The organism is Piscibacillus halophilus (assembly GCF_900110685.1).
Classification (GTDB): domain Bacteria; phylum Bacillota; class Bacilli; order Bacillales; family Alkalibacillaceae; genus Piscibacillus; species Piscibacillus halophilus.
Map to the genome: position 1 here is coordinate 90,339 of NZ_FOES01000001.1, position 17,832 is coordinate 108,170.

Here is a 17,832-nt window from a genome sequence, read left to right on the forward strand (position 1 = left end):
AGAGTGATAATTTTGTTTAATGATCCAGTCGATGTGATTCCAAGTGTCGGGGAGAAAACAAAAGAACAACTAGAACTATTAGACATTACGAAAGTGGGAGATCTACTCTTCCACTTTCCTTTTCGTTATGACCATTTTGAATTAAAACCGATAAATGAAATTAAACATGAGGAAGTTGCAACCATACAGGGACAAGTAGCTTCGGTTCCTACTGTTAGTTATTTTGGACGTAAAAAGTCTAGATTAACTTGTACATTGCAAGTAGGTGTGGTGGCGATTAAGGCTGTATTTTTTAATCAAGCATTTTTAAAAGATAAACTCCAAAAAGGTGAAACGGTAACAGTCACAGGTAAATGGGATATGCACCGTTTACAAATAACCGTTCAACAACTTCACACTAAATCTTTTGATGATGAACAAACCATTCAACCTGTTTACCACACAAAGGGTAATATTTCTACTAAACAAATTAAAAACTTGGTTTCGTATGCACTGAAATCTTCACTAGATGAAGTCGAAGAGATGTTACCTAAAAAATATCTTGCGGAATATAAACTTCCGAGTCGAAGACAAGCTATTAAAGAGCTGCATCAACCATCTTCTAAGACGGCGCTCAAACATGCGAAAAGACGTTTCATATTTGAAGAATTATTTATTTTTCAGTTAAAAATGCAGTGGATTAAAGAACACAATCGTAAAGAGTCTTATGGATTACCTAAAATGTTTGAGGAAGAAAAAATTAAAGAGTTTATAGACGGATTAGGCTTTACATTAACCAATAGTCAAAATCGTGTATTAGAAGAAATAATATTTGATCTAAGAAGTCCATACCGAATGAATCGATTATTGCAAGGAGATGTTGGGTCAGGTAAAACGGTGGTGGCAGCTATTGCTTTATATGCTACATATTTGTCTGGTCAACAAGGTGCTTTAATGGTACCGACCGAAATTCTCGCTGAACAGCATGAAGCATCGTTAAAAGACTTATTTGGAGATTTATTAACCGTTGAACTCTTAACAGGTTCTATAAAAGGGAAAAAGCGACAAGAACGACTAGAACGCATTAGACAAGGAGAAGTGGATTTAGTTGTTGGAACGCATGCATTAATCCAAGAGGACACTATTTTCCAAAACCTAGGCTTAGTCATTGTAGACGAGCAGCATCGATTTGGTGTGGCACAGCGAAAATCATTAAGAGACAAAGGGTTAAATCCTGATGTACTGTTTATGACCGCAACACCAATTCCAAGAACATTATCAATCACGACATTCGGCGATATGGATGTATCCATCATTGATGAATTACCTAAAGGTCGTCAGCCTATTGAAACTTACTGGGTCAAAGAGAATATGATTGAAAGAGTGCATCAGTTTATGGTTAGTGAAATCCGAAATGGCCATCAAGTATATGTGATTTGTCCTCTTATTGAAGAGTCGGATCAATTGGATATTCAAAATGCTGTTGACGTGTATGAGGAGTTACAAGATACGCTGCCCAATGATATAAAAGTAGGGCTTATGCATGGTCGATTAAACCCTCAAGAGAAGGATGAAGTGATGCGAGATTTTGCTTCTAATGATATACAAGTCCTTGTTTCTACAACCGTAGTTGAAGTTGGAGTCAATGTACCAAATGCAACGTTAATGGTTATTTATGATGCAGAGCGATTTGGACTAGCTCAATTGCACCAGCTGCGTGGGCGTGTTGGCAGGGGATCCCATCAAAGCTACTGTATCTTATTAGCAGATCCAAAAGGGGATACTGGAAAAGAACGCATGAGAGTGATGACTGAAACCAATGATGGGTTTACTCTTTCAGAACACGATTTACAAATAAGAGGGCCAGGTGACTTTTTTGGTAAAAAACAAAGTGGTCTGCCAGAATTTAAAGTGGCTAATATTGTGGATGATTACAGAGCATTAGAAGTAGCAAGAAGAGATGCTAATGAAGTAGTTCAACATAATTTGTTAATGAATGACCCAGAATATAAACTATTGAGACATATGATTGAGTCCGACCCAAAAATTCAAGAACGAATTTTTGATTAAAGGATTGCAAGAAACGTGAAGGTATTATATATTACTATTAGGACCTAGTCATAATAGTGGACGGTGTAAATCATGAAATATAAGAAAAAAGATCGACAAAATAAATTAGTAGAAATGATTGAAGAAACCCCATTTATTACAGATGAAGAGTTAGCTAAAAAGTTTGGAGTTAGTATTCAAACGATTCGTTTAGACAGATTAGAGCTTTCTATTCCAGAATTAAGAGAGCGCATAAAGAATGTAGCTAATAAAAACTGGAATGAAGAATTAAGAGCGTTACCAGTGGAAGAAGTCATTGGTGAAGTGGTTAATTTAGAGCTTGATAATCTAGCCATCTCTATATTAGATATTAAAGAAGAACATGTTTTTTCCCGTAATAAAATAGCAAGAGGACATCATTTGTTTGCCCAAGCTAATTCATTAGCAGTAGCTGTCATCAATGATGAGCTAGCTTTAACAGCCAATGCAGAAATTAATTTCACACGACCTGTAAAAGTTGGAGAACGTGTCGTGGCAAAAGCTTCTGTCATTGATCAAGATAAGAATCGTACTATCATTGAAGTAAAAAGCTATGTACAAGATGAATTAGTGTTTGAAGGTAAATTCTATATGTTTAGAAGCGCGGAAAAATAAAAGGAGATCGGTATAATGAAGATTGCAATTGATGCTATGGGTGGAGATCACGCACCTGAAGCGCCAGTAAAAGGTGCTTTAATGGCAGTTGATTATTATGAGGATTTAGAAATAACACTTTATGGTGATGAAGAAAAAATTAAAACATATCTAGATTCAAAACACCCGAGAATTCATATTCACCATACAAATGAAAAAGTAGAAAATACTGATGAACCAGCAAGGGTTGTCAGAAAAAAGAAAAAAGCTTCTATGGTGTTAATGGCTGAAGCTGTTAAAAATAAAGAGGCTGATGCCTGTATCTCGGCGGGGAACACTGGAGCTTTAATGAGTACAGGTCTCTTTAAAGTTGGACGTATTAAAGGAATTGACCGTCCTGCTTTAAGTCCAACCTTACCAACTGTAGATGGCAAAGGTTTTCTTTTATTAGATGTTGGGGCTAATGTTGAAACCAAGCCTAACCATCTATTACAATATGCTATCATGGGATCGATTTATGTTGAAAATGTACGAAACATAGATCAACCAAGAGTTGGCTTATTAAACGTAGGAACAGAGGAACAGAAAGGTTCTGAGCTAGTTAAAGAAGCTTATCAATTATTACAGCATGCCCCAATTAATTTTGTTGGGAATGTAGAAGCCCGTGATTTACTAGAAGGCGTTGCCGATGTTGTCGTAACAGACGGATTCTCAGGCAATATTGCCTTGAAATCAATTGAAGGTACTGCATTAACAATGTTTTCTATGATTAAGGATACTTACATGAAGAGTACCAAAACCAAGTTAGCAGCAGCCTTAGTTAAATCAGATTTAAAGGGTTTGAAAGATCAACTGGATTATTCAGAGTATGGTGGTGCAGGATTATTCGGTTTAAGTGCACCTGTGATTAAAGCACACGGTTCGTCAAATGAACGGGCAATATTGAATGCCATCAAGCAAACATATCATTTAGTAGAAGCAAATGTCGTAGATTTAATAGAAAAGGAAGTTAAAGCTTTACAAGAACGGGAGGGGTAATTCATGAAGAAATTAGCGTTTTTATTCCCTGGACAAGGCTCACAAAGTGTTGGAATGGGACAAGATTTTTATGAATCCTATGAATCAGTAAAAAATTTATATCACCAAGCAGATGAAATTCTAGGCTATTCTTTAAGCGATTTAATGTTAAATGGGCCGAGTGATGAATTAACGAAGACTGAAAATGCACAACCAGCATTATTATTAAACAGTGCTGCCATTTTTAATTTGTTAAAAGAGGATGGAACCCAACCTTCTATGGTTGCAGGACATAGCCTAGGTGAATACAGTGCCCTTTATGCAGCTGGATCATTATCTTTCGAAGACGCCATCCAACTTGTACATAAACGTGGAAAATACATGGAAAAAGCAGTTCCGACAGGTCAAGGTACGATGGCAGCTGTTTTAGGAGTTGATGCTGATGTCATCAATGAAGTGACAAAAGAAATAACTGAGCAAGGAGATACCGTTAATGTGGCCAATTACAATTGTACTGGACAAATTGTAATTTCGGGTACTGTAGCTGGGGTAGAGAAAGCTTCAGAGCAATTAAAAGAACGTGGAGCTAAGAGAGTGCTTCCTTTAAACGTGAGTGGTCCATTCCATTCAGATTTAATGAAACCTGCAAGTGAAGATTTTAAAAAAGAATTAGCACAAGTGAACGTTAATCGTGCAGAAGTTCCAGTATACGCAAATGTAACAGCAAATGCTGAACAAGAAGCAGATCAAATTGAGAAATTACTCGTCGAACAGTTATATTCACCTGTACAATTTACTCAGACGATTGAAAATATGCTAAATGCAGATGTTGATGCGTTTGTTGAAATAGGTAATGGTAAGGTATTGTCAGGATTAGTTAAAAAAGTTCATAGAAGAGCAAAAGTTTTTACAATCAATGAAGTTGAAGCTCTCGAAGGTTTTAAAAGTTGGTTAAAGGAGGAATAATGCATGTTAGATGGTAAAGTTGCCTTAGTAACTGGTGCTTCTCGTGGCATTGGACGTGCGATTGCACTTGAACTAGCTCAAAAAGGGGCTAATGTTGTCGTGAACTATGCAGGGAGTCAAGAACGAGCAGAATCAGTTGTGCAAGAAATTCAGGATTTAGGTCAAGAGGCTATTGCAGTTAAAGCTAATGTTGCGAATGCAGACGAAGTAAAACAATTGGTAAAATCAACGACAGATCAATTTGGTTCCATTGATATTTTAGTTAATAACGCAGGGATTACACGCGATAATTTATTAATGCGAATGAAAGAAGATGAATTTGATGATGTCATTGAAACAAACCTAAAAGGTGTGTTTAATTGCATTAAAACTGTTACGCGACCAATGATGAAACAACGTGGCGGTAAAATTGTTAATGTAGCATCAGTTGTCGGTGTATCAGGAAATCCAGGACAGACAAATTATGTTGCGGCCAAAGCGGGTGTAATTGGAATGACAAAATCGGTAGCAAAAGAATTAGCTGCTCGTCACATTAACGTTAACGCAGTGGCCCCTGGATTTATTACGACAGATATGACCGATGCGTTATCGGAAGAAGCTAAACAAGGAATGCATGATATGATTCCTTTAAATCGTTTAGGAGAGCCGGAAGATGTTGCAAAAGTGGTGCGTTTCTTAGCATCTAGTGACTCTGATTATATTACTGGACAAACGATTCATGTTGATGGCGGAATGGTCATGTAAGTTTCGTCTGTCTTGACAGACATATGATCCTTTTGAAGGGAGGTGAAACATATGGCAGATGTGTTTGATCGTGTAAAACAAATTATTGTTGAACGTTTAGATGTTGATGAAGCTAAAGTTACTAAAGAGGCTTCATTTAAAGATGATTTAGAAGCGGACTCATTAGACGTTGTTGAATTAGTAATGGAATTAGAAGATGAATTCGACATGGAAATTTCTGATGAGGACGCAGAAAAAATTCAAACAGTTGGTGATGCTGTTGATTACATAGACAGCAACCAATAATAAAATTAATAGGGGATGGCTCCGTTGTAACAGCCATCCTCATCTTCTTTAAACGGGTGAAAAAAATGGACTTTAAACAATTACAAGAATATATCTATACAGATTTTAATAATGAGCATTTATTAAAGCAGGCTTTTATGCATACATCGTATGTGAATGAGCACCGCGATGAACAATTAGAAGATAATGAACGTCTAGAATTTTTAGGCGATGCAGTGTTAGAATTAGCGGTATCTCAATACTTATACCGAGAGTATAAGGATATGAGTGAAGGAGAATTAACGAAGTTTAGGGCAAACATTGTATGTGAACCTTCGCTTGAACAATTTGCTAAAGATATTCAATTAAATGAATACCTTTTATTAGGTAAAGGTGAAGAAAAATCAGGTGGACGCGAGCGCCCTTCCTTATTAGCTGATGCTTATGAAGCATTGATTGGTGCTATTTATTTAGACCAAGGATTTGATTCTGTATTATCCTTTCTATCGCGTTTTATGTTTCCAAAAATTGAACCTGGTGCTTTTTCACATGCGATGGATTACAAGACTCAATTGCAAGAGATTGTACAGCAGGATGGGCAACAAGTTCATTATCGAATCGTAGATGAGGTTGGTCCAGCTCATAATCGGCACTTTGTTGCGAAAGTATATGTTGGAGATGTTGAGAAGGGTGAAGGTACTGGACGCACGAAGAAAGAAGCAGAACAACAGGCTGCTGAAAAGGCATTGAATGATATGTAATAAATAGGGCTGTCCTATCTATATGGGACAGCCCTGGTTTATTATTTACGTAATTTCTTTAATTCATCAATAATGGCGTGTATTTCAGGTACACTGATCTGATCTTTACTCTTAACCATATCATATAACTGTTTAATCTCGTGATAATCTTTTAGGGAAAAGTTATCAGGATCCATAATGGTAGGGTTAAGCACTTGAAGTTTTTTGGACAAATCATCAATGATATATTTCAAATTGTCTTCATTTGCTTCATTTAAATTCATTTCATTCACTCCATTCACTTTTATGATTGTTCGTAACCTTCTTCAGCCACTGATTTTATGATAAAATAAAAAAGTTCAGATGTTAAGCTTAGAACGGAAAAATTGAGTAGGTGTTTACATATGTTTTTAAAGAAATTAGAGTCTGTTGGGTTTAAATCATTTGCTGAACGGATCACAGTTGATTTTGTTCCGGGTGTGACAGCAGTGGTTGGACCAAACGGAAGTGGAAAGTCAAACATCACAGACGCGATTCGTTGGGTGCTAGGTGAGCAATCAGCTAAATCACTTCGTGGAGCCAAGATGGAAGATATTATTTTTGCAGGAAGTGATTCTAGAAGAGCGCTTAATGTTGCAGAAGTAACACTAACGTTAGATAACAAAGACCAAAGACTCCCAATCGATTATGAAGAAGTAGCAGTGACAAGACGAGTATATCGATCTGGTGAGAGTGAATATTTAATTAATAAACAGTCATGCCGTTTAAAAGATATCGTTGATCTGTTTATGGATTCTGGTTTAGGTAAGGAAGCTTTTTCGATTATTAGCCAAGGTAAAGTCGAAGAAATCCTGAGTTCTAAATCCGAAGAAAGACGCTCTATTTTTGAAGAAGCTGCTGGTGTTTTAAAATATAAACAGCGTAAAAATAAAGCAGTTAAAAAATTGAGTGAGACAGATGATAACTTAAATCGTGTAGAAGACATTATCCATGAAATTGAAGGGCAGTTAGAACCTTTAAAAGAACAAGCTGCCGTTGCTAAAGAATATTTAGAGAAAAAAGAAGAATTAGAACAACATGAAGTATCACTTATAGTAACAGAGATTGAACAAATTCATACGCAATGGGGCGAGTTACTCCAAGAAATTGACACGATCAAAGAACAGTTAGTTGAAGAGAAAACGTCAATACAAGCTGATGAATCCAAAGTAGAAGAAATTGGACAGCATATTCAGTCGCTAGATGAAAAGATTGAAGACCTTCAAGATAAAAAACTTAAGTTTACACAACAGATTGAGCAATTAGATGGTCAAAAGAATTTATTAGTCGAGCGGTTAAAACATTACGATGAGAGCAAGGAGAAGCTCGTTCATGATATAAAAGAAACTCAAGATCAAATTGATCAATATGAGCTAGATTACGAAGATCATGAGATGAAGCTTAACGTATTACGAGCTCAACGTGATGAAACAAAACAAACGATTAAAGATATCAAGGAAGATATAGATAATTCAGGTGTTGATATCGAAGATCAAATTGAATCAATGAAAGCAGAGTATATCGAGGTATTAAATGAACAAGCTGCAAACAGAAATGAGAAAGCCTCGATTGAGAAACAAATAGAACAAACCAAAGCCCGTAAGCAACGTTTGGATGAACGTTTTGAAAAATTAATTGAAGAGCGAGAATCGTTAGAAGAAGATCAATCCGCTCAAGCCCAAGAAAAAGTCTCTTTAGATGACCAACTTCAAAAAATTAACCAAGAGTTAAAGGAATTACAAGACCTTCATCAGCAATTAACTGATGAAATCCGTCAAGATGAAGAAAAACTTTATAAAGGCTACCGAATCATTGAACAGTTACGTTCAAAAAAGGACATGCTAGAAGATATGAAAGAATCATATAGCGGTTTCTTTCACGGGGTTAAGTCAATTTTACAGGCAAAAGAAAAAGGAAGTCTTGAAGGAATCCACGGTGCTGTTGCACAAATAATCGATATTCCGAATGATTATGTGACAGCGATGGAGACCGCATTAGGAGGACAAGCTCAAAATATCGTCGTAGGGAATGATCAAGAAGCAAGAAAAGCGATTCAATGGTTAAAGAAAACGAACAGTGGACGTGCAACATTTTTACCTATGTCAACGATTAAACCACGTCACATTGATTCAAGAGTGATCGATCAAATTCATCACCACGATGGGTTTGTAGGTATAGGTTCAGACTTAGTTAAATATAACTCTACTTACGACGCAATCGTAAAAAGCCTGCTTGGAAATGTTTTAATTGCTAAAACACTAAAAGATGCAAATGATTTAGCAAGAAAGAGCAACCACCGCTTTCGTATTGTGACTTTAGAGGGTGACGTTGTGAACCCAGGTGGTTCAATGAGCGGTGGTGCAAAAAAACAATCCAATCAAACATCGTTATTTACTCGGGATCGTGAATTAGAAGAAGTACAATCAAAATTAAAAGATTTTGAAACCAAAAGCTTAGATTTTGAAAGAAAGCTTAGTGAAAAGAAAAAACGTCATAAACAAATACAACAAGATTTACAAGAAAAGCAAACTGCTAAAGATGAATTATATGACAAATATCAAATGGTAAAAGAAAGTTATCAATCATTACAAGCTCGTTTATCAAATATTAACGACCAACTATCGGTTTATGATCAAGAAAATAATCAGCACGAAGAAGAAATTGGACAACTGTCAGCAGAATTAGAGTCCATAACAGAGAAATTATCGACTCAAGATGAACAATCTGAAAAACTTCGTCAAGAAATAGATAATTTATCATCCAATCAATCTGACTTTAAAGCTAATGTTGAAAAACATAAAGAGAAGTTAAACCATATGCAAATCAGATTGGCTGAACAAGAAAGTGAAGTTCGAAACCAAAACGAGCGATTAAATCAAATACAAGAGAATTTAAACGAAGCAAGGGTTGAAAAACAACAATATGAAGAAGAATTAGAGCGTCTTGAGGAGTCACATCAAAACTCACAAACAATTGATGAACTATCCAACACGATTACAGAGGCGCGTACACAACTAGTTAACATTAATGATCAGCTTGATCAATCTCGTGAAGAACGTCAAAAACACATTCAATCTCGTGATGATTTAGAACGAGAGTTAAAAGAACGAAATCGACAATATCAACAAAAGAATAGTCATATGCAGCAACTTGAAGTTAAAGCGAATCGTTTAGATGTCGACTTAGAAAATCGATTGAATCATTTAAGAGAAGAGTATATGCTTACATTTGAGAAAGCTAAACGTGACTATGGAATAACTGAAGAAATTGAAGAAACACGTGAAAAAGTAAAATTGATTAAACGTGCGATTGATGAATTAGGTACGGTTAACCTTGGATCAATTGAAGAATATGAACGAATCCAAGAAAGGTATGAATTTTTAACTGAACAACAACAAGATTTATTAGAAGCAAAAGAAACATTACATTCTATTATTCAAGAAATGGATGAAGAAATGATTCGCCGATTTAGCGAAACATTCGAACAAATTCAAGAGCAATTTACGACTGTGTTCAAAGAATTATTTGGTGGTGGACGAGCAGAACTTAAGTTAACGAATCCGGATGATCTATTAGAGACAGGTGTAGATATTATCGCACAGCCACCAGGTAAAAAACTCCAAAATTTAAGTCTGTTATCAGGTGGAGAAAGAGCTCTTACGGCAATTGCATTACTATTTGCTATTTTAAGGGTTAGACCAGTGCCATTTTGTGTTTTAGATGAGGTTGAAGCAGCACTTGATGAAGCAAATGTTATGCGTTTTGGAAAATATTTAAATGAGTTTTCAAAACAAACCCAGTTTATCGTGATTACTCATCGTAAAGGAACAATGGAAAATGCAGACGTTTTATATGGAATTACCATGCAAGAATCAGGTGTATCGAAGCTTGTATCTGTTAAATTAGAAGAAACAGAAGAAATGGTATTAAATTGATAGGAAGGGAAGACAGATATGGGATTTTTTAAAAAATTAAAAGATAAAATTAGTTCTCAAACCGATCAAGTGACCGATAAATTTAAAGATGGAATGGCAAAGACAAGGGATTCATTTACAACTAAAGTAAATGATTTAGTTGCACGTTATCGTAAAGTTGATGAAGAATTCTTTGAAGAGCTTGAAGAAATATTAATTTCTGCTGATGTTGGTGTTGAAACAGTCATGACACTAATTGAAGAGCTAGAAATGGAAGTCAAAAGACGCAATATCCAAGAAACAGAAGAAGTTAAAGAGGTTATTTCAGAAAAATTGGTTGAAATCTATTATGATGGTGATGATGAATCGATTGAAAAGCTAAATCTTAACGAAGATGGGTTATCGGTCATCTTAACAGTAGGAGTAAACGGTGTGGGTAAGACAACGACCATTGGTAAATTAGCTCATCGTTTAAAAGAAGAAGGTAAAACAGTACTCTTAGCAGCAGGTGATACGTTTAGAGCAGGTGCCATCGACCAATTAGAAGTATGGGGTGAACGCGCAGGTATCGATGTGATTAAACATAGTGAAGGAAGTGATCCAGCAGCTGTTATTTATGATGGAATTCAAGCTGCTAAGTCACGCGGTGCTGATGTATTAATTTGCGACACAGCAGGACGATTACAAAATAAAGTCAATCTAATGAATGAATTAGCTAAGGTTAAAAAAGTGATTTCAAGAGAAATCGATGGGGCACCTCATGAGACATTATTAGTTTTAGATGCAACCACTGGACAAAATGCTTTAAGTCAGGCGAAAACGTTCAAAGAAGCAACGGATGTTTCAGGAATCGTTCTTACAAAACTAGACGGTACAGCTCGTGGTGGGATTGTCCTTGCAATCCGAAATGAGTTAGATATTCCAGTTAAATTTGTTGGATTAGGTGAAAAAATGGAAGACTTACAACCATTTGATGCCCACCAATTCGTTTATGGATTATTTGGAGATTTAATGGTTGAACCATCCGATGAATAGATAAGGAGGCTGCTTGTGTGTTAGAAAAAACGACACGGATTAATTATTTATTTGACTTCTATCAAGAATTACTAACACCAAAACAGAAAAATTATATGGAATTATACTATTTGGAAGATTATTCCCTTGGGGAAATTTCTGAGACTTATGATGTTAGTAGGCAAGCAGTTTATGATAATATTAGACGTACAGAAGCTATGCTAGAAGAATATGAAGAAAAGCTAGGCTTATATAGACGGTTTGAGGAGCAAAGTCGTATTTTAGAAGAGATGAGAGACTCTCTTTCTAAAAAAGACCTCAAGCGTGTTAGTTCTTTAATTGAAGAGCTGGAAAACCTAGATTAGGAGGACGGTCAAATGGCATTTGAAGGATTAGCCGACCGATTACAAGGCACGATTAAGAAAATTACCGGTAAAGGTAAAGTATCTGAACAAGACGTAAAAGAAATGACACGTGAAGTTCGATTAGCTTTACTTGAGGCCGATGTTAACTTTAAAGTCGTTAAAGATTTAATTAAACGTATAAAAGAGCGTGCAATCGGACAGGAAGTATTACAAGGTTTAAACCCTGGACAACAAGTCATTAAAGTGGTTAAAGAAGAATTAACCGATTTAATGGGTGGCGAACAAAGCAAGATTGCCGTAGCCAGCAAACCGCCAACTGTTATTATGATGGTTGGTTTACAAGGTGCAGGTAAAACAACAACAACTGGTAAGTTGGCCAATCATTTAAGAAAAAAATTCAATCGTAATCCAATGTTAGTGGCTGCTGACGTTTATCGTCCGGCTGCTATTAATCAATTAGAAACGTTAGGTAAGCAGTTAGACATGCCAGTCTTTTCTAAAGGAACAGAGGCAAATCCTGTTGATATCGCAAAGGAAGCGATTGAGCAAGCAAAGGAAGAACACAAAGATTATGTGATCATCGATACAGCTGGTCGCCTTCATATTGATGAAGGGTTAATGGATGAGTTGCACAACATTAAAGAAGCGGTCAATCCTGATGAAATATTCCTCGTTGTAGATTCAATGACTGGTCAGGATGCCGTTAATGTTGCACAAAGCTTCGATGAACAACTTGATATTTCGGGTGTTGTTTTAACGAAGTTAGACGGTGATACACGTGGTGGTGCTGCATTATCTATTAGAGCTGTTACTGGTAAACCGATTAAGTTCGCTGGTATGGGTGAAAAATTAGATCAGCTTGAAGCGTTCCACCCAGACCGTATGGCTTCAAGAATTTTAGGAATGGGCGATGTTTTAAGCCTGATTGAAAAGGCTGAGACAGAAGTCGATGAGAAGAAAGCTAAGGAAATGGAACAGAAAATGCGCGATATGTCCTTTACGTTTGAGGATTTCCTAGAGCAAATGGAACAAGTGCGCAATATGGGACCTTTAGATGATTTAATGAGCATGATGCCTGGAGCTAACAAAATGAAAGGCATGAAAAATATGCAATTAGATGAGAAGCAAATTGATCATGTTGAAGCCATTATTCAATCTATGACCAAACAAGAGCGTGTCGATCCAAGCGTTATTAACGCAAGTCGTAAAAAACGTATTGCTAAGGGTTCTGGAACATCGGTTTCACAAGTCAACCGTCTACTAAAACAATTCAATGAAATGAAGAAAATGATGAAGCAAATGATGGGTGGCAAAAAAGGAAAGAAAAAAGGTGGATTAAATTTTCCGTTCATGTAATGGAAAAATACTTTACACACTTTTGGACATCTGATACAATTTATTCTTGTGAGAAGGAAATTTGATGGAGGTGTAATGATGGCAGTAAAAATTCGTATGAAAAGAATGGGTTCTAAAAGAAAACCTTACTATCGTGTAGTAGTTGCAGACTCACGTTCTCCACGTGATGGTCGCATTATTGAACAGATTGGCACATATAATCCTTTAAGCGAAACTCCAGAAGTTTCAATTGATGAAGATAAAGCTTTAGATTGGTTATCTAAAGGCGCTAAGCCAAGCGATACGGTTCGTAACCTATTCTCAAAAGAAGGCATCATGACGAAATTTCACGAGTCAAAAGCTAAATAGTAAAGGTTAGTGATATCATGAAAGCCTTAATTGAAACGATTGTACAACCACTCGTTGATCATCCTGAAGAAGTTCAGGTAACCGTTGAAGAGACGGATGAAAAAATTCGATATCATTTAACGGTTAACGAGAACGATGTTGGTAAAGTCATTGGTAAGAATGGCCGAATTGCTAAAGCGATTCGAACGGTCGTTCATGCCGCTGGATCAGATATTGATAAAAAAATATTCGTGGATATTATGTAAATGGGAGAGGTCTAACCTTTCCCATTTTTAACAAGTAAAAGATAAGATTATTATTTTATTTAAAATATTAAGTGTTATTTTGCAGTTGAAATACATGTTGACTCCTGCGATTCGTATGTTGGAAGGCGAAGTGTATTTCAACTGCATAATCATGTGAAATAGTTCATCGGTCAAAGACGATTTTTCTTTTGAAACAGCTCGGTTAACCTTCACGTTTAAACTGGCTCTGTTAAAATATAGACAGAGAGATTAAAATAAATCAGTAGGTGGATTCAATGAAAATATTTAGAAAAACCACGGTTAAACAAATTGTAACTGAGCAAAGCCGAGAAAAATTGAAAGAGAAATTTAATCACAAAATAGGACAAGCTAAAAAAGAGATTGAACAGTTGCAATTTGAGAAAAAAAAGTTACTTTATCAAAAGCGATATAATCCACCAAAAGTTGAAGAACGGTTTGCTGTTGAAGAAAAAAAGCGTAAACAAAAGATTGAGTGGTTAGAACAACAAGTCAAACAGCTCGACCATATACCTGAGGGTAGTGAGTTAATTGAGGGTGAAGTCGATGAGCTAGTTGAAGTTAACATTGGAGATGAGTGGGATTTAGTCTCAGGAAATCGAACCGTGACCATTAAAGATGGCCAAATTATTGAAATAAATTAGGGTGAAGTTGAATGGAACGTTATTATAATGTAGGTAAAATTGTAAACACACATGGAGTCAAGGGTGAAGTAAGAGTTATACCAATTACTGATTTTGAAGAACGCTTTACACCTGGAAATCAACTATTATTTTTTAAAGATGATCATGATGAAAATCCAGAAACTTTAACGGTAAAGTCACACAGAAAGCACAAACAATTTGAGTTGTTAACTTTTGAGTCTATGGATAATATTAATGATGTTGAAAGGTTTAAAGGTGGAATTTTAAAAATATCGGAGTCAGATCTTCATGACCTAGATGAAGATGAATTTTATTATCATGAAATTATCGGTTGTGATGTTTATAACACGGAAGGCGAACTAGTTGGAAAAGTTAAGGAAATTCTTCAGCCTGGTGCGAATGATGTTTGGGTCGTACAAAGAAAGGGGAAAAAAGATGCTCTAATTCCTTATATTGAACCAGTTGTAAAAAGTGTAGATGTTCAAAATAAAAGGATTACAATTGAAGAGATGGAAGGATTGTTAGATTAATGAAAGTTGATATTCTAACCCTTTTCCCTGAAATGTTTAAAGGTGTGTTTGAATCATCGATTTTAAAAAGAGCCCAAGAAGTAGGGGCTTTTCAATATCGTTTAATTGATTTCCGTGATTATACAACAGATAAACATAATAAAGTCGATGATTACCCTTATGGTGGAGGCGCTGGAATGGTATTAAAGCCTCAACCTATATTTGATGCAGTGGAAGAGGTTGTTAGTAAAGAAGAACATAAACCTCGTGTGATTCTCCTATGTCCTCAAGGTGAACCTTTTACTCAACAAAAGGCTGAGGAGTTGGCTAAAGAGGAACACCTAATAATGATTTGTGGGCATTATGAGGGATATGACGAACGTATTCGAGAACATTTAGTAACAGACGAGGTCTCTATTGGTGATTATGTGTTAACGGGTGGTGAGTTAGGTGCAATGGTTATAACCGATAGCGTTATACGTTTGCAGCCAGAAGTCTTAGGTAACGATCAATCAGCCACACATGATTCATTTTCAACGCGTTTGTTAGAGCACCCTCATTACACGAGACCAAATGATTTTAGAGGAATGAAAGTACCTGATATTCTCACATCTGGTCATCATCAAAAAATAGAAGAATGGCGTACTTATCAATCATTAAAACGAACTTATCAACGAAGACCGGATTTAATTAAAGTGGATCATTTAAGTGAAAAAGAACTAAAAATGTTAGAAGAAATCAAGGCGGAAGATGTTGCAACAGATAAGTGATTATGGTATATTAATCTAGTGCTTAAGTGTAGTTTAAGCTTAAAACGATGTTCCGCTGCGAATAAAGCAAGAGCATTAGTGAGAAGGAGTGAAAGAGAATGCAAGAACTTCTAAACAAAGTAGCTCAAGATCAATTACGTACAGATCTTCCTGAATTCCGTGCTGGTGATACAGTAAAAGTTCACGTTAAAGTTGTTGAGGGTAACCGTGAGCGTATTCAGGTATTCCAAGGTGTTGTCATCAAGCGTCGTGGTGGCGGCATTAGTGAAACATTCACTGTACGTAAGGTATCATACGGTGTAGGTGTTGAGCGTACGTTCCCAGTACATTCTCCACGTGTAGACAAGATTGAAGTTACTCGTCGCGGTAAAGTACGTCGTGCGAAACTTTACTATCTACGTAACCTACGTGGTAAAGCTGCAAGAATTAAAGAAATTCGTTAATGAAAATCATAAGGGGAGCTTGGCCATTGGTCAGGCTCCTTTTTCTTTCTTACATAAATTTTGTACAATAAGACTAAATGATAAAGTAGGTGATATGGATGACGATACAATGGTTTCCAGGCCATATGGCGAAAGCCAAAAGAGAAGTACAAGAAAAATTAAAATTAGTCGATTATGTGATAGAGTTGGTTGATGCGAGAGCTCCACATTCATCCCAAAACCCAATGCTTCATGAAGTGTTAGGCAATAAACAAAAACTCATGGTGTTAATGAAAAAAGACTTAGCAGATCCACAACGCACATCGGAGTGGATTGAACACTTTAAAACTCAAGGTCATGAAGCTTTGGCAATCGATGTCAGTCAGAAGAGTGATATTCAAGCACTTATAAAAACTTCCAAACAAATGGGACATTCCATTAATGAAAAACGAAAAGAAAAAGGAATTAAACCTCGTTCCTTAAGAGCTATGATTTTAGGTATCCCAAATGTCGGTAAATCAACATTAATTAATCGTCTCGCTAATAAGAAACGTGCACAAACAGGGGATAAGCCAGGTGTTACTAAACAACAACAGTGGATTAAAATTCAAGGAGAATTTGAATTATTAGATACACCAGGGATTCTATGGCCTAAATTTGAAGATCAAGAAATAGGCTATAAATTAGCTGCTATAGGCTCAATTAAAGACCAAATCTTACATTTGGATGATGTAGCTGTTTATGTTCTTAAATATATGAAAGACCATTATCCTGAAGTGTTAGAAGACCGTTATCAACTCGACTTAGATGAAGATGATATCATTGTCTGGTTTGACACCATTGGTAAGAAGAGGGGTTGTCTTGCACCTGGTGGTGTCATTGATTATGAAAAAACATCTGATGTGATCATTCAAGATTTAAGAAATGGAAAACTCGGTGGTGTCACGTTCGATGATGTTGAAGACCTATAAAAATATAAAAACGATCCGATAAAATGAATAGTGGGGGATATTGTGAAAGATAGAGAGACTATTTCAGTTATAAAGGAAAAACTAAGTAACGAGGAATTTTCACACGAATGGCTAGAATCTATAAAACAAGATGAACGTAAAGGCGTTCAACAGTTACTCAACCGATTTTTAAAACAAAAAGAAAAGCAGTCTAAATTACATGAACAGTTTTTAAAAATGTCGGAGTTTGAAACAGAGTTGTATCAACAAGGTTTTTGTTATATCGCAGGTGTGGATGAAGTCGGGAGAGGACCTTTAGCGGGGCCAGTTGTGACCGCAGCTGTTGTGTTACCTCAAGACTTTTATCTTCCTGGTATTAATGATTCTAAGTCACTATCAGAACAACAAAGAAATGAGTACTATCACGTGATCCAAGAACATGCTACTTCAATTGGTATTGGACTAGCGGATGCTAAAGAGATTGATTATTTTAATATTTATCAAGCTACTAAAATAGCTATGCAGCGTTCTATAGAAGCCTTAACGACACAGCCTGATTATTTACTATTGGATGCGATGCGACTTGAACAAGTTAACATTGAACAACAATCTATAGTCAAAGGAGATGCGAAAAGCATTTCAATTGCAGCAGCTAGTATTATAGCAAAAGTTGAGCGTGATCGAATGATGAAAGAAATAGGAGAAGAGTACCCGATGTATCAGTTTGAACGTAATGTAGGCTATGGTACTAAAGCACATTTAGAAGCTTTAAGGGAATATGGACCAACTCCTTATCATCGGCGTTCATTCCAACCTGTTCGTCAATATACATAAGTAGGTGAATGT

General features: G+C 36.2%; 20 protein-coding genes. 19 read left to right on the top strand and 1 reads right to left on the bottom strand.

Annotated elements, in window-relative coordinates; all coding sequences use genetic code 11:
- Positions 1-12 precede the first annotated feature (12 nt).
- The 7 genes from recG to rnc all read left to right on the top strand — a co-directional run bounded on the left by recG (position 13) and on the right by rnc (position 6,413).
- On the top strand, positions 13-2,049 hold the full coding sequence (gene recG / locus BMY57_RS00470; RefSeq protein WP_091772045.1) for an ATP-dependent DNA helicase RecG: 2,037 nt from the start codon (positions 13-15) through the stop codon (positions 2,047-2,049).
- A 72-nt stretch (positions 2,050-2,121) separates the two neighbouring features.
- Positions 2,122-2,682: a transcription factor FapR gene (gene fapR / locus BMY57_RS00475; RefSeq protein ID WP_091772046.1), complete on the top strand. Its 561-nt coding sequence runs from the start codon at positions 2,122-2,124 to the stop codon at positions 2,680-2,682.
- 15 nt (positions 2,683-2,697) lie between these two features.
- A complete protein-coding gene (plsX, locus tag BMY57_RS00480; RefSeq protein WP_091772047.1) occupies positions 2,698-3,699 on the top strand; it encodes a phosphate acyltransferase PlsX in 1,002 nt (333 codons plus the stop codon).
- 3 nt (positions 3,700-3,702) lie between these two features.
- Complete coding sequence (gene fabD, locus BMY57_RS00485) at positions 3,703-4,644, top strand: ACP S-malonyltransferase (protein ID WP_091772048.1); 942 nt, start codon at positions 3,703-3,705, stop codon at positions 4,642-4,644.
- A gap of 3 nt (positions 4,645-4,647) precedes the next feature.
- Positions 4,648-5,388, top strand: a complete 741-nt coding sequence (fabG, locus tag BMY57_RS00490; RefSeq protein ID WP_091772049.1) for a 3-oxoacyl-[acyl-carrier-protein] reductase — start codon at positions 4,648-4,650, stop codon at positions 5,386-5,388.
- 51 nt (positions 5,389-5,439) lie between these two features.
- On the top strand, positions 5,440-5,673 hold the full coding sequence (gene acpP, locus BMY57_RS00495) for an acyl carrier protein (RefSeq protein ID WP_091772050.1): 234 nt from the start codon (positions 5,440-5,442) through the stop codon (positions 5,671-5,673).
- Positions 5,674-5,738: 65 nt separating this feature from the next.
- Positions 5,739-6,413: a ribonuclease III gene (rnc, locus tag BMY57_RS00500; RefSeq protein WP_091772051.1), complete on the top strand. Its 675-nt coding sequence runs from the start codon at positions 5,739-5,741 to the stop codon at positions 6,411-6,413.
- A gap of 41 nt (positions 6,414-6,454) precedes the next feature.
- On the opposite strand, the gene BMY57_RS00505 is transcribed toward rnc, so the two are convergent.
- Positions 6,455-6,676 (bottom strand): DUF1128 domain-containing protein, encoded by a 222-nt coding sequence (locus BMY57_RS00505; protein WP_091772052.1) that lies wholly within the window; start codon positions 6,674-6,676, stop codon positions 6,455-6,457.
- A 120-nt stretch (positions 6,677-6,796) separates the two neighbouring features.
- Here BMY57_RS00505 and smc point away from each other — a divergent pair, with 120 nt between their 5' ends.
- The 12 genes from smc to rnhB all read left to right on the top strand — a co-directional run bounded on the left by smc (position 6,797) and on the right by rnhB (position 17,820).
- Positions 6,797-10,366, top strand: a complete 3,570-nt coding sequence (gene smc / locus BMY57_RS00510; RefSeq protein ID WP_091772053.1) for a chromosome segregation protein SMC — start codon at positions 6,797-6,799, stop codon at positions 10,364-10,366.
- Positions 10,367-10,384: 18 nt separating this feature from the next.
- Positions 10,385-11,380 carry a signal recognition particle-docking protein FtsY gene (ftsY, locus tag BMY57_RS00515; protein ID WP_091772054.1) on the top strand — a complete coding sequence of 332 codons (996 nt, stop codon included), beginning with the start codon at positions 10,385-10,387 and terminating at the stop codon, positions 11,378-11,380.
- Positions 11,381-11,397: 17 nt separating this feature from the next.
- A complete protein-coding gene (locus tag BMY57_RS00520; protein WP_091772055.1) occupies positions 11,398-11,724 on the top strand; it encodes a putative DNA-binding protein in 327 nt (108 codons plus the stop codon).
- A 12-nt stretch (positions 11,725-11,736) separates the two neighbouring features.
- On the top strand, positions 11,737-13,080 hold the full coding sequence (ffh, locus tag BMY57_RS00525) for a signal recognition particle protein (RefSeq protein WP_091772056.1): 1,344 nt from the start codon (positions 11,737-11,739) through the stop codon (positions 13,078-13,080).
- 78 nt (positions 13,081-13,158) lie between these two features.
- Positions 13,159-13,428, top strand: a complete 270-nt coding sequence (gene rpsP / locus BMY57_RS00530) for a 30S ribosomal protein S16 (protein WP_091772057.1) — start codon at positions 13,159-13,161, stop codon at positions 13,426-13,428.
- 17 nt (positions 13,429-13,445) lie between these two features.
- Positions 13,446-13,673 carry a KH domain-containing protein gene (locus BMY57_RS00535; protein WP_091772058.1) on the top strand — a complete coding sequence of 76 codons (228 nt, stop codon included), beginning with the start codon at positions 13,446-13,448 and terminating at the stop codon, positions 13,671-13,673.
- Between the two features lie 275 nt (positions 13,674-13,948).
- A complete protein-coding gene (locus tag BMY57_RS00540) occupies positions 13,949-14,335 on the top strand; it encodes a YlqD family protein (RefSeq protein WP_091772059.1) in 387 nt (128 codons plus the stop codon).
- Between the two features lie 11 nt (positions 14,336-14,346).
- Positions 14,347-14,865, top strand: coding sequence for a ribosome maturation factor RimM (gene rimM, locus BMY57_RS00545; RefSeq protein WP_091772060.1), 519 nt, complete (start codon positions 14,347-14,349; stop codon positions 14,863-14,865).
- Entirely contained in the window at positions 14,865-15,614 is a 750-nt protein-coding gene (trmD, locus tag BMY57_RS00550) for a tRNA (guanosine(37)-N1)-methyltransferase TrmD (RefSeq protein WP_091772061.1), read from the top strand. The genes rimM and trmD overlap by 1 nt, the downstream gene beginning before the upstream one ends.
- Before the next feature lie 98 nt (positions 15,615-15,712).
- Entirely contained in the window at positions 15,713-16,057 is a 345-nt protein-coding gene (rplS, locus tag BMY57_RS00555) for a 50S ribosomal protein L19 (protein WP_091772062.1), read from the top strand.
- Positions 16,058-16,155: 98 nt separating this feature from the next.
- Entirely contained in the window at positions 16,156-17,007 is an 852-nt protein-coding gene (gene ylqF, locus BMY57_RS00560) for a ribosome biogenesis GTPase YlqF (protein ID WP_091772063.1), read from the top strand.
- 42 nt (positions 17,008-17,049) lie between these two features.
- Positions 17,050-17,820 (top strand): ribonuclease HII, encoded by a 771-nt coding sequence (gene rnhB, locus BMY57_RS00565; protein WP_091772064.1) that lies wholly within the window; start codon positions 17,050-17,052, stop codon positions 17,818-17,820.
- Positions 17,821-17,832: the final 12 nt, after the last annotated feature.

Coding starts and splice junctions, on each gene's coding strand:
- rplS (WP_091772062.1), top strand. CDS start 15,713: ATGCAAGAACTTCTAAACAAAGTAGCTCAAGATCAATTACGTACAGAT.
- rimM (WP_091772060.1), top strand. CDS start 14,347: ATGGAACGTTATTATAATGTAGGTAAAATTGTAAACACACATGGAGTC.
- BMY57_RS00535 (WP_091772058.1), top strand. CDS start 13,446: ATGAAAGCCTTAATTGAAACGATTGTACAACCACTCGTTGATCATCCT.
- plsX (WP_091772047.1), top strand. CDS start 2,698: ATGAAGATTGCAATTGATGCTATGGGTGGAGATCACGCACCTGAAGCG.
- fabD (WP_091772048.1), top strand. CDS start 3,703: ATGAAGAAATTAGCGTTTTTATTCCCTGGACAAGGCTCACAAAGTGTT.
- rpsP (WP_091772057.1), top strand. CDS start 13,159: ATGGCAGTAAAAATTCGTATGAAAAGAATGGGTTCTAAAAGAAAACCT.
- rnc (WP_091772051.1), top strand. CDS start 5,739: ATGGACTTTAAACAATTACAAGAATATATCTATACAGATTTTAATAAT.
- trmD (WP_091772061.1), top strand. CDS start 14,865: ATGAAAGTTGATATTCTAACCCTTTTCCCTGAAATGTTTAAAGGTGTG.
- BMY57_RS00540 (WP_091772059.1), top strand. CDS start 13,949: ATGAAAATATTTAGAAAAACCACGGTTAAACAAATTGTAACTGAGCAA.
- ylqF (WP_091772063.1), top strand. CDS start 16,156: ATGACGATACAATGGTTTCCAGGCCATATGGCGAAAGCCAAAAGAGAA.
- acpP (WP_091772050.1), top strand. CDS start 5,440: ATGGCAGATGTGTTTGATCGTGTAAAACAAATTATTGTTGAACGTTTA.
- fabG (WP_091772049.1), top strand. CDS start 4,648: ATGTTAGATGGTAAAGTTGCCTTAGTAACTGGTGCTTCTCGTGGCATT.
- smc (WP_091772053.1), top strand. CDS start 6,797: ATGTTTTTAAAGAAATTAGAGTCTGTTGGGTTTAAATCATTTGCTGAA.
- ftsY (WP_091772054.1), top strand. CDS start 10,385: ATGGGATTTTTTAAAAAATTAAAAGATAAAATTAGTTCTCAAACCGAT.
- ffh (WP_091772056.1), top strand. CDS start 11,737: ATGGCATTTGAAGGATTAGCCGACCGATTACAAGGCACGATTAAGAAA.
- BMY57_RS00505 (WP_091772052.1), bottom strand. CDS start 6,676: ATGAATTTAAATGAAGCAAATGAAGACAATTTGAAATATATCATTGAT.
- fapR (WP_091772046.1), top strand. CDS start 2,122: ATGAAATATAAGAAAAAAGATCGACAAAATAAATTAGTAGAAATGATT.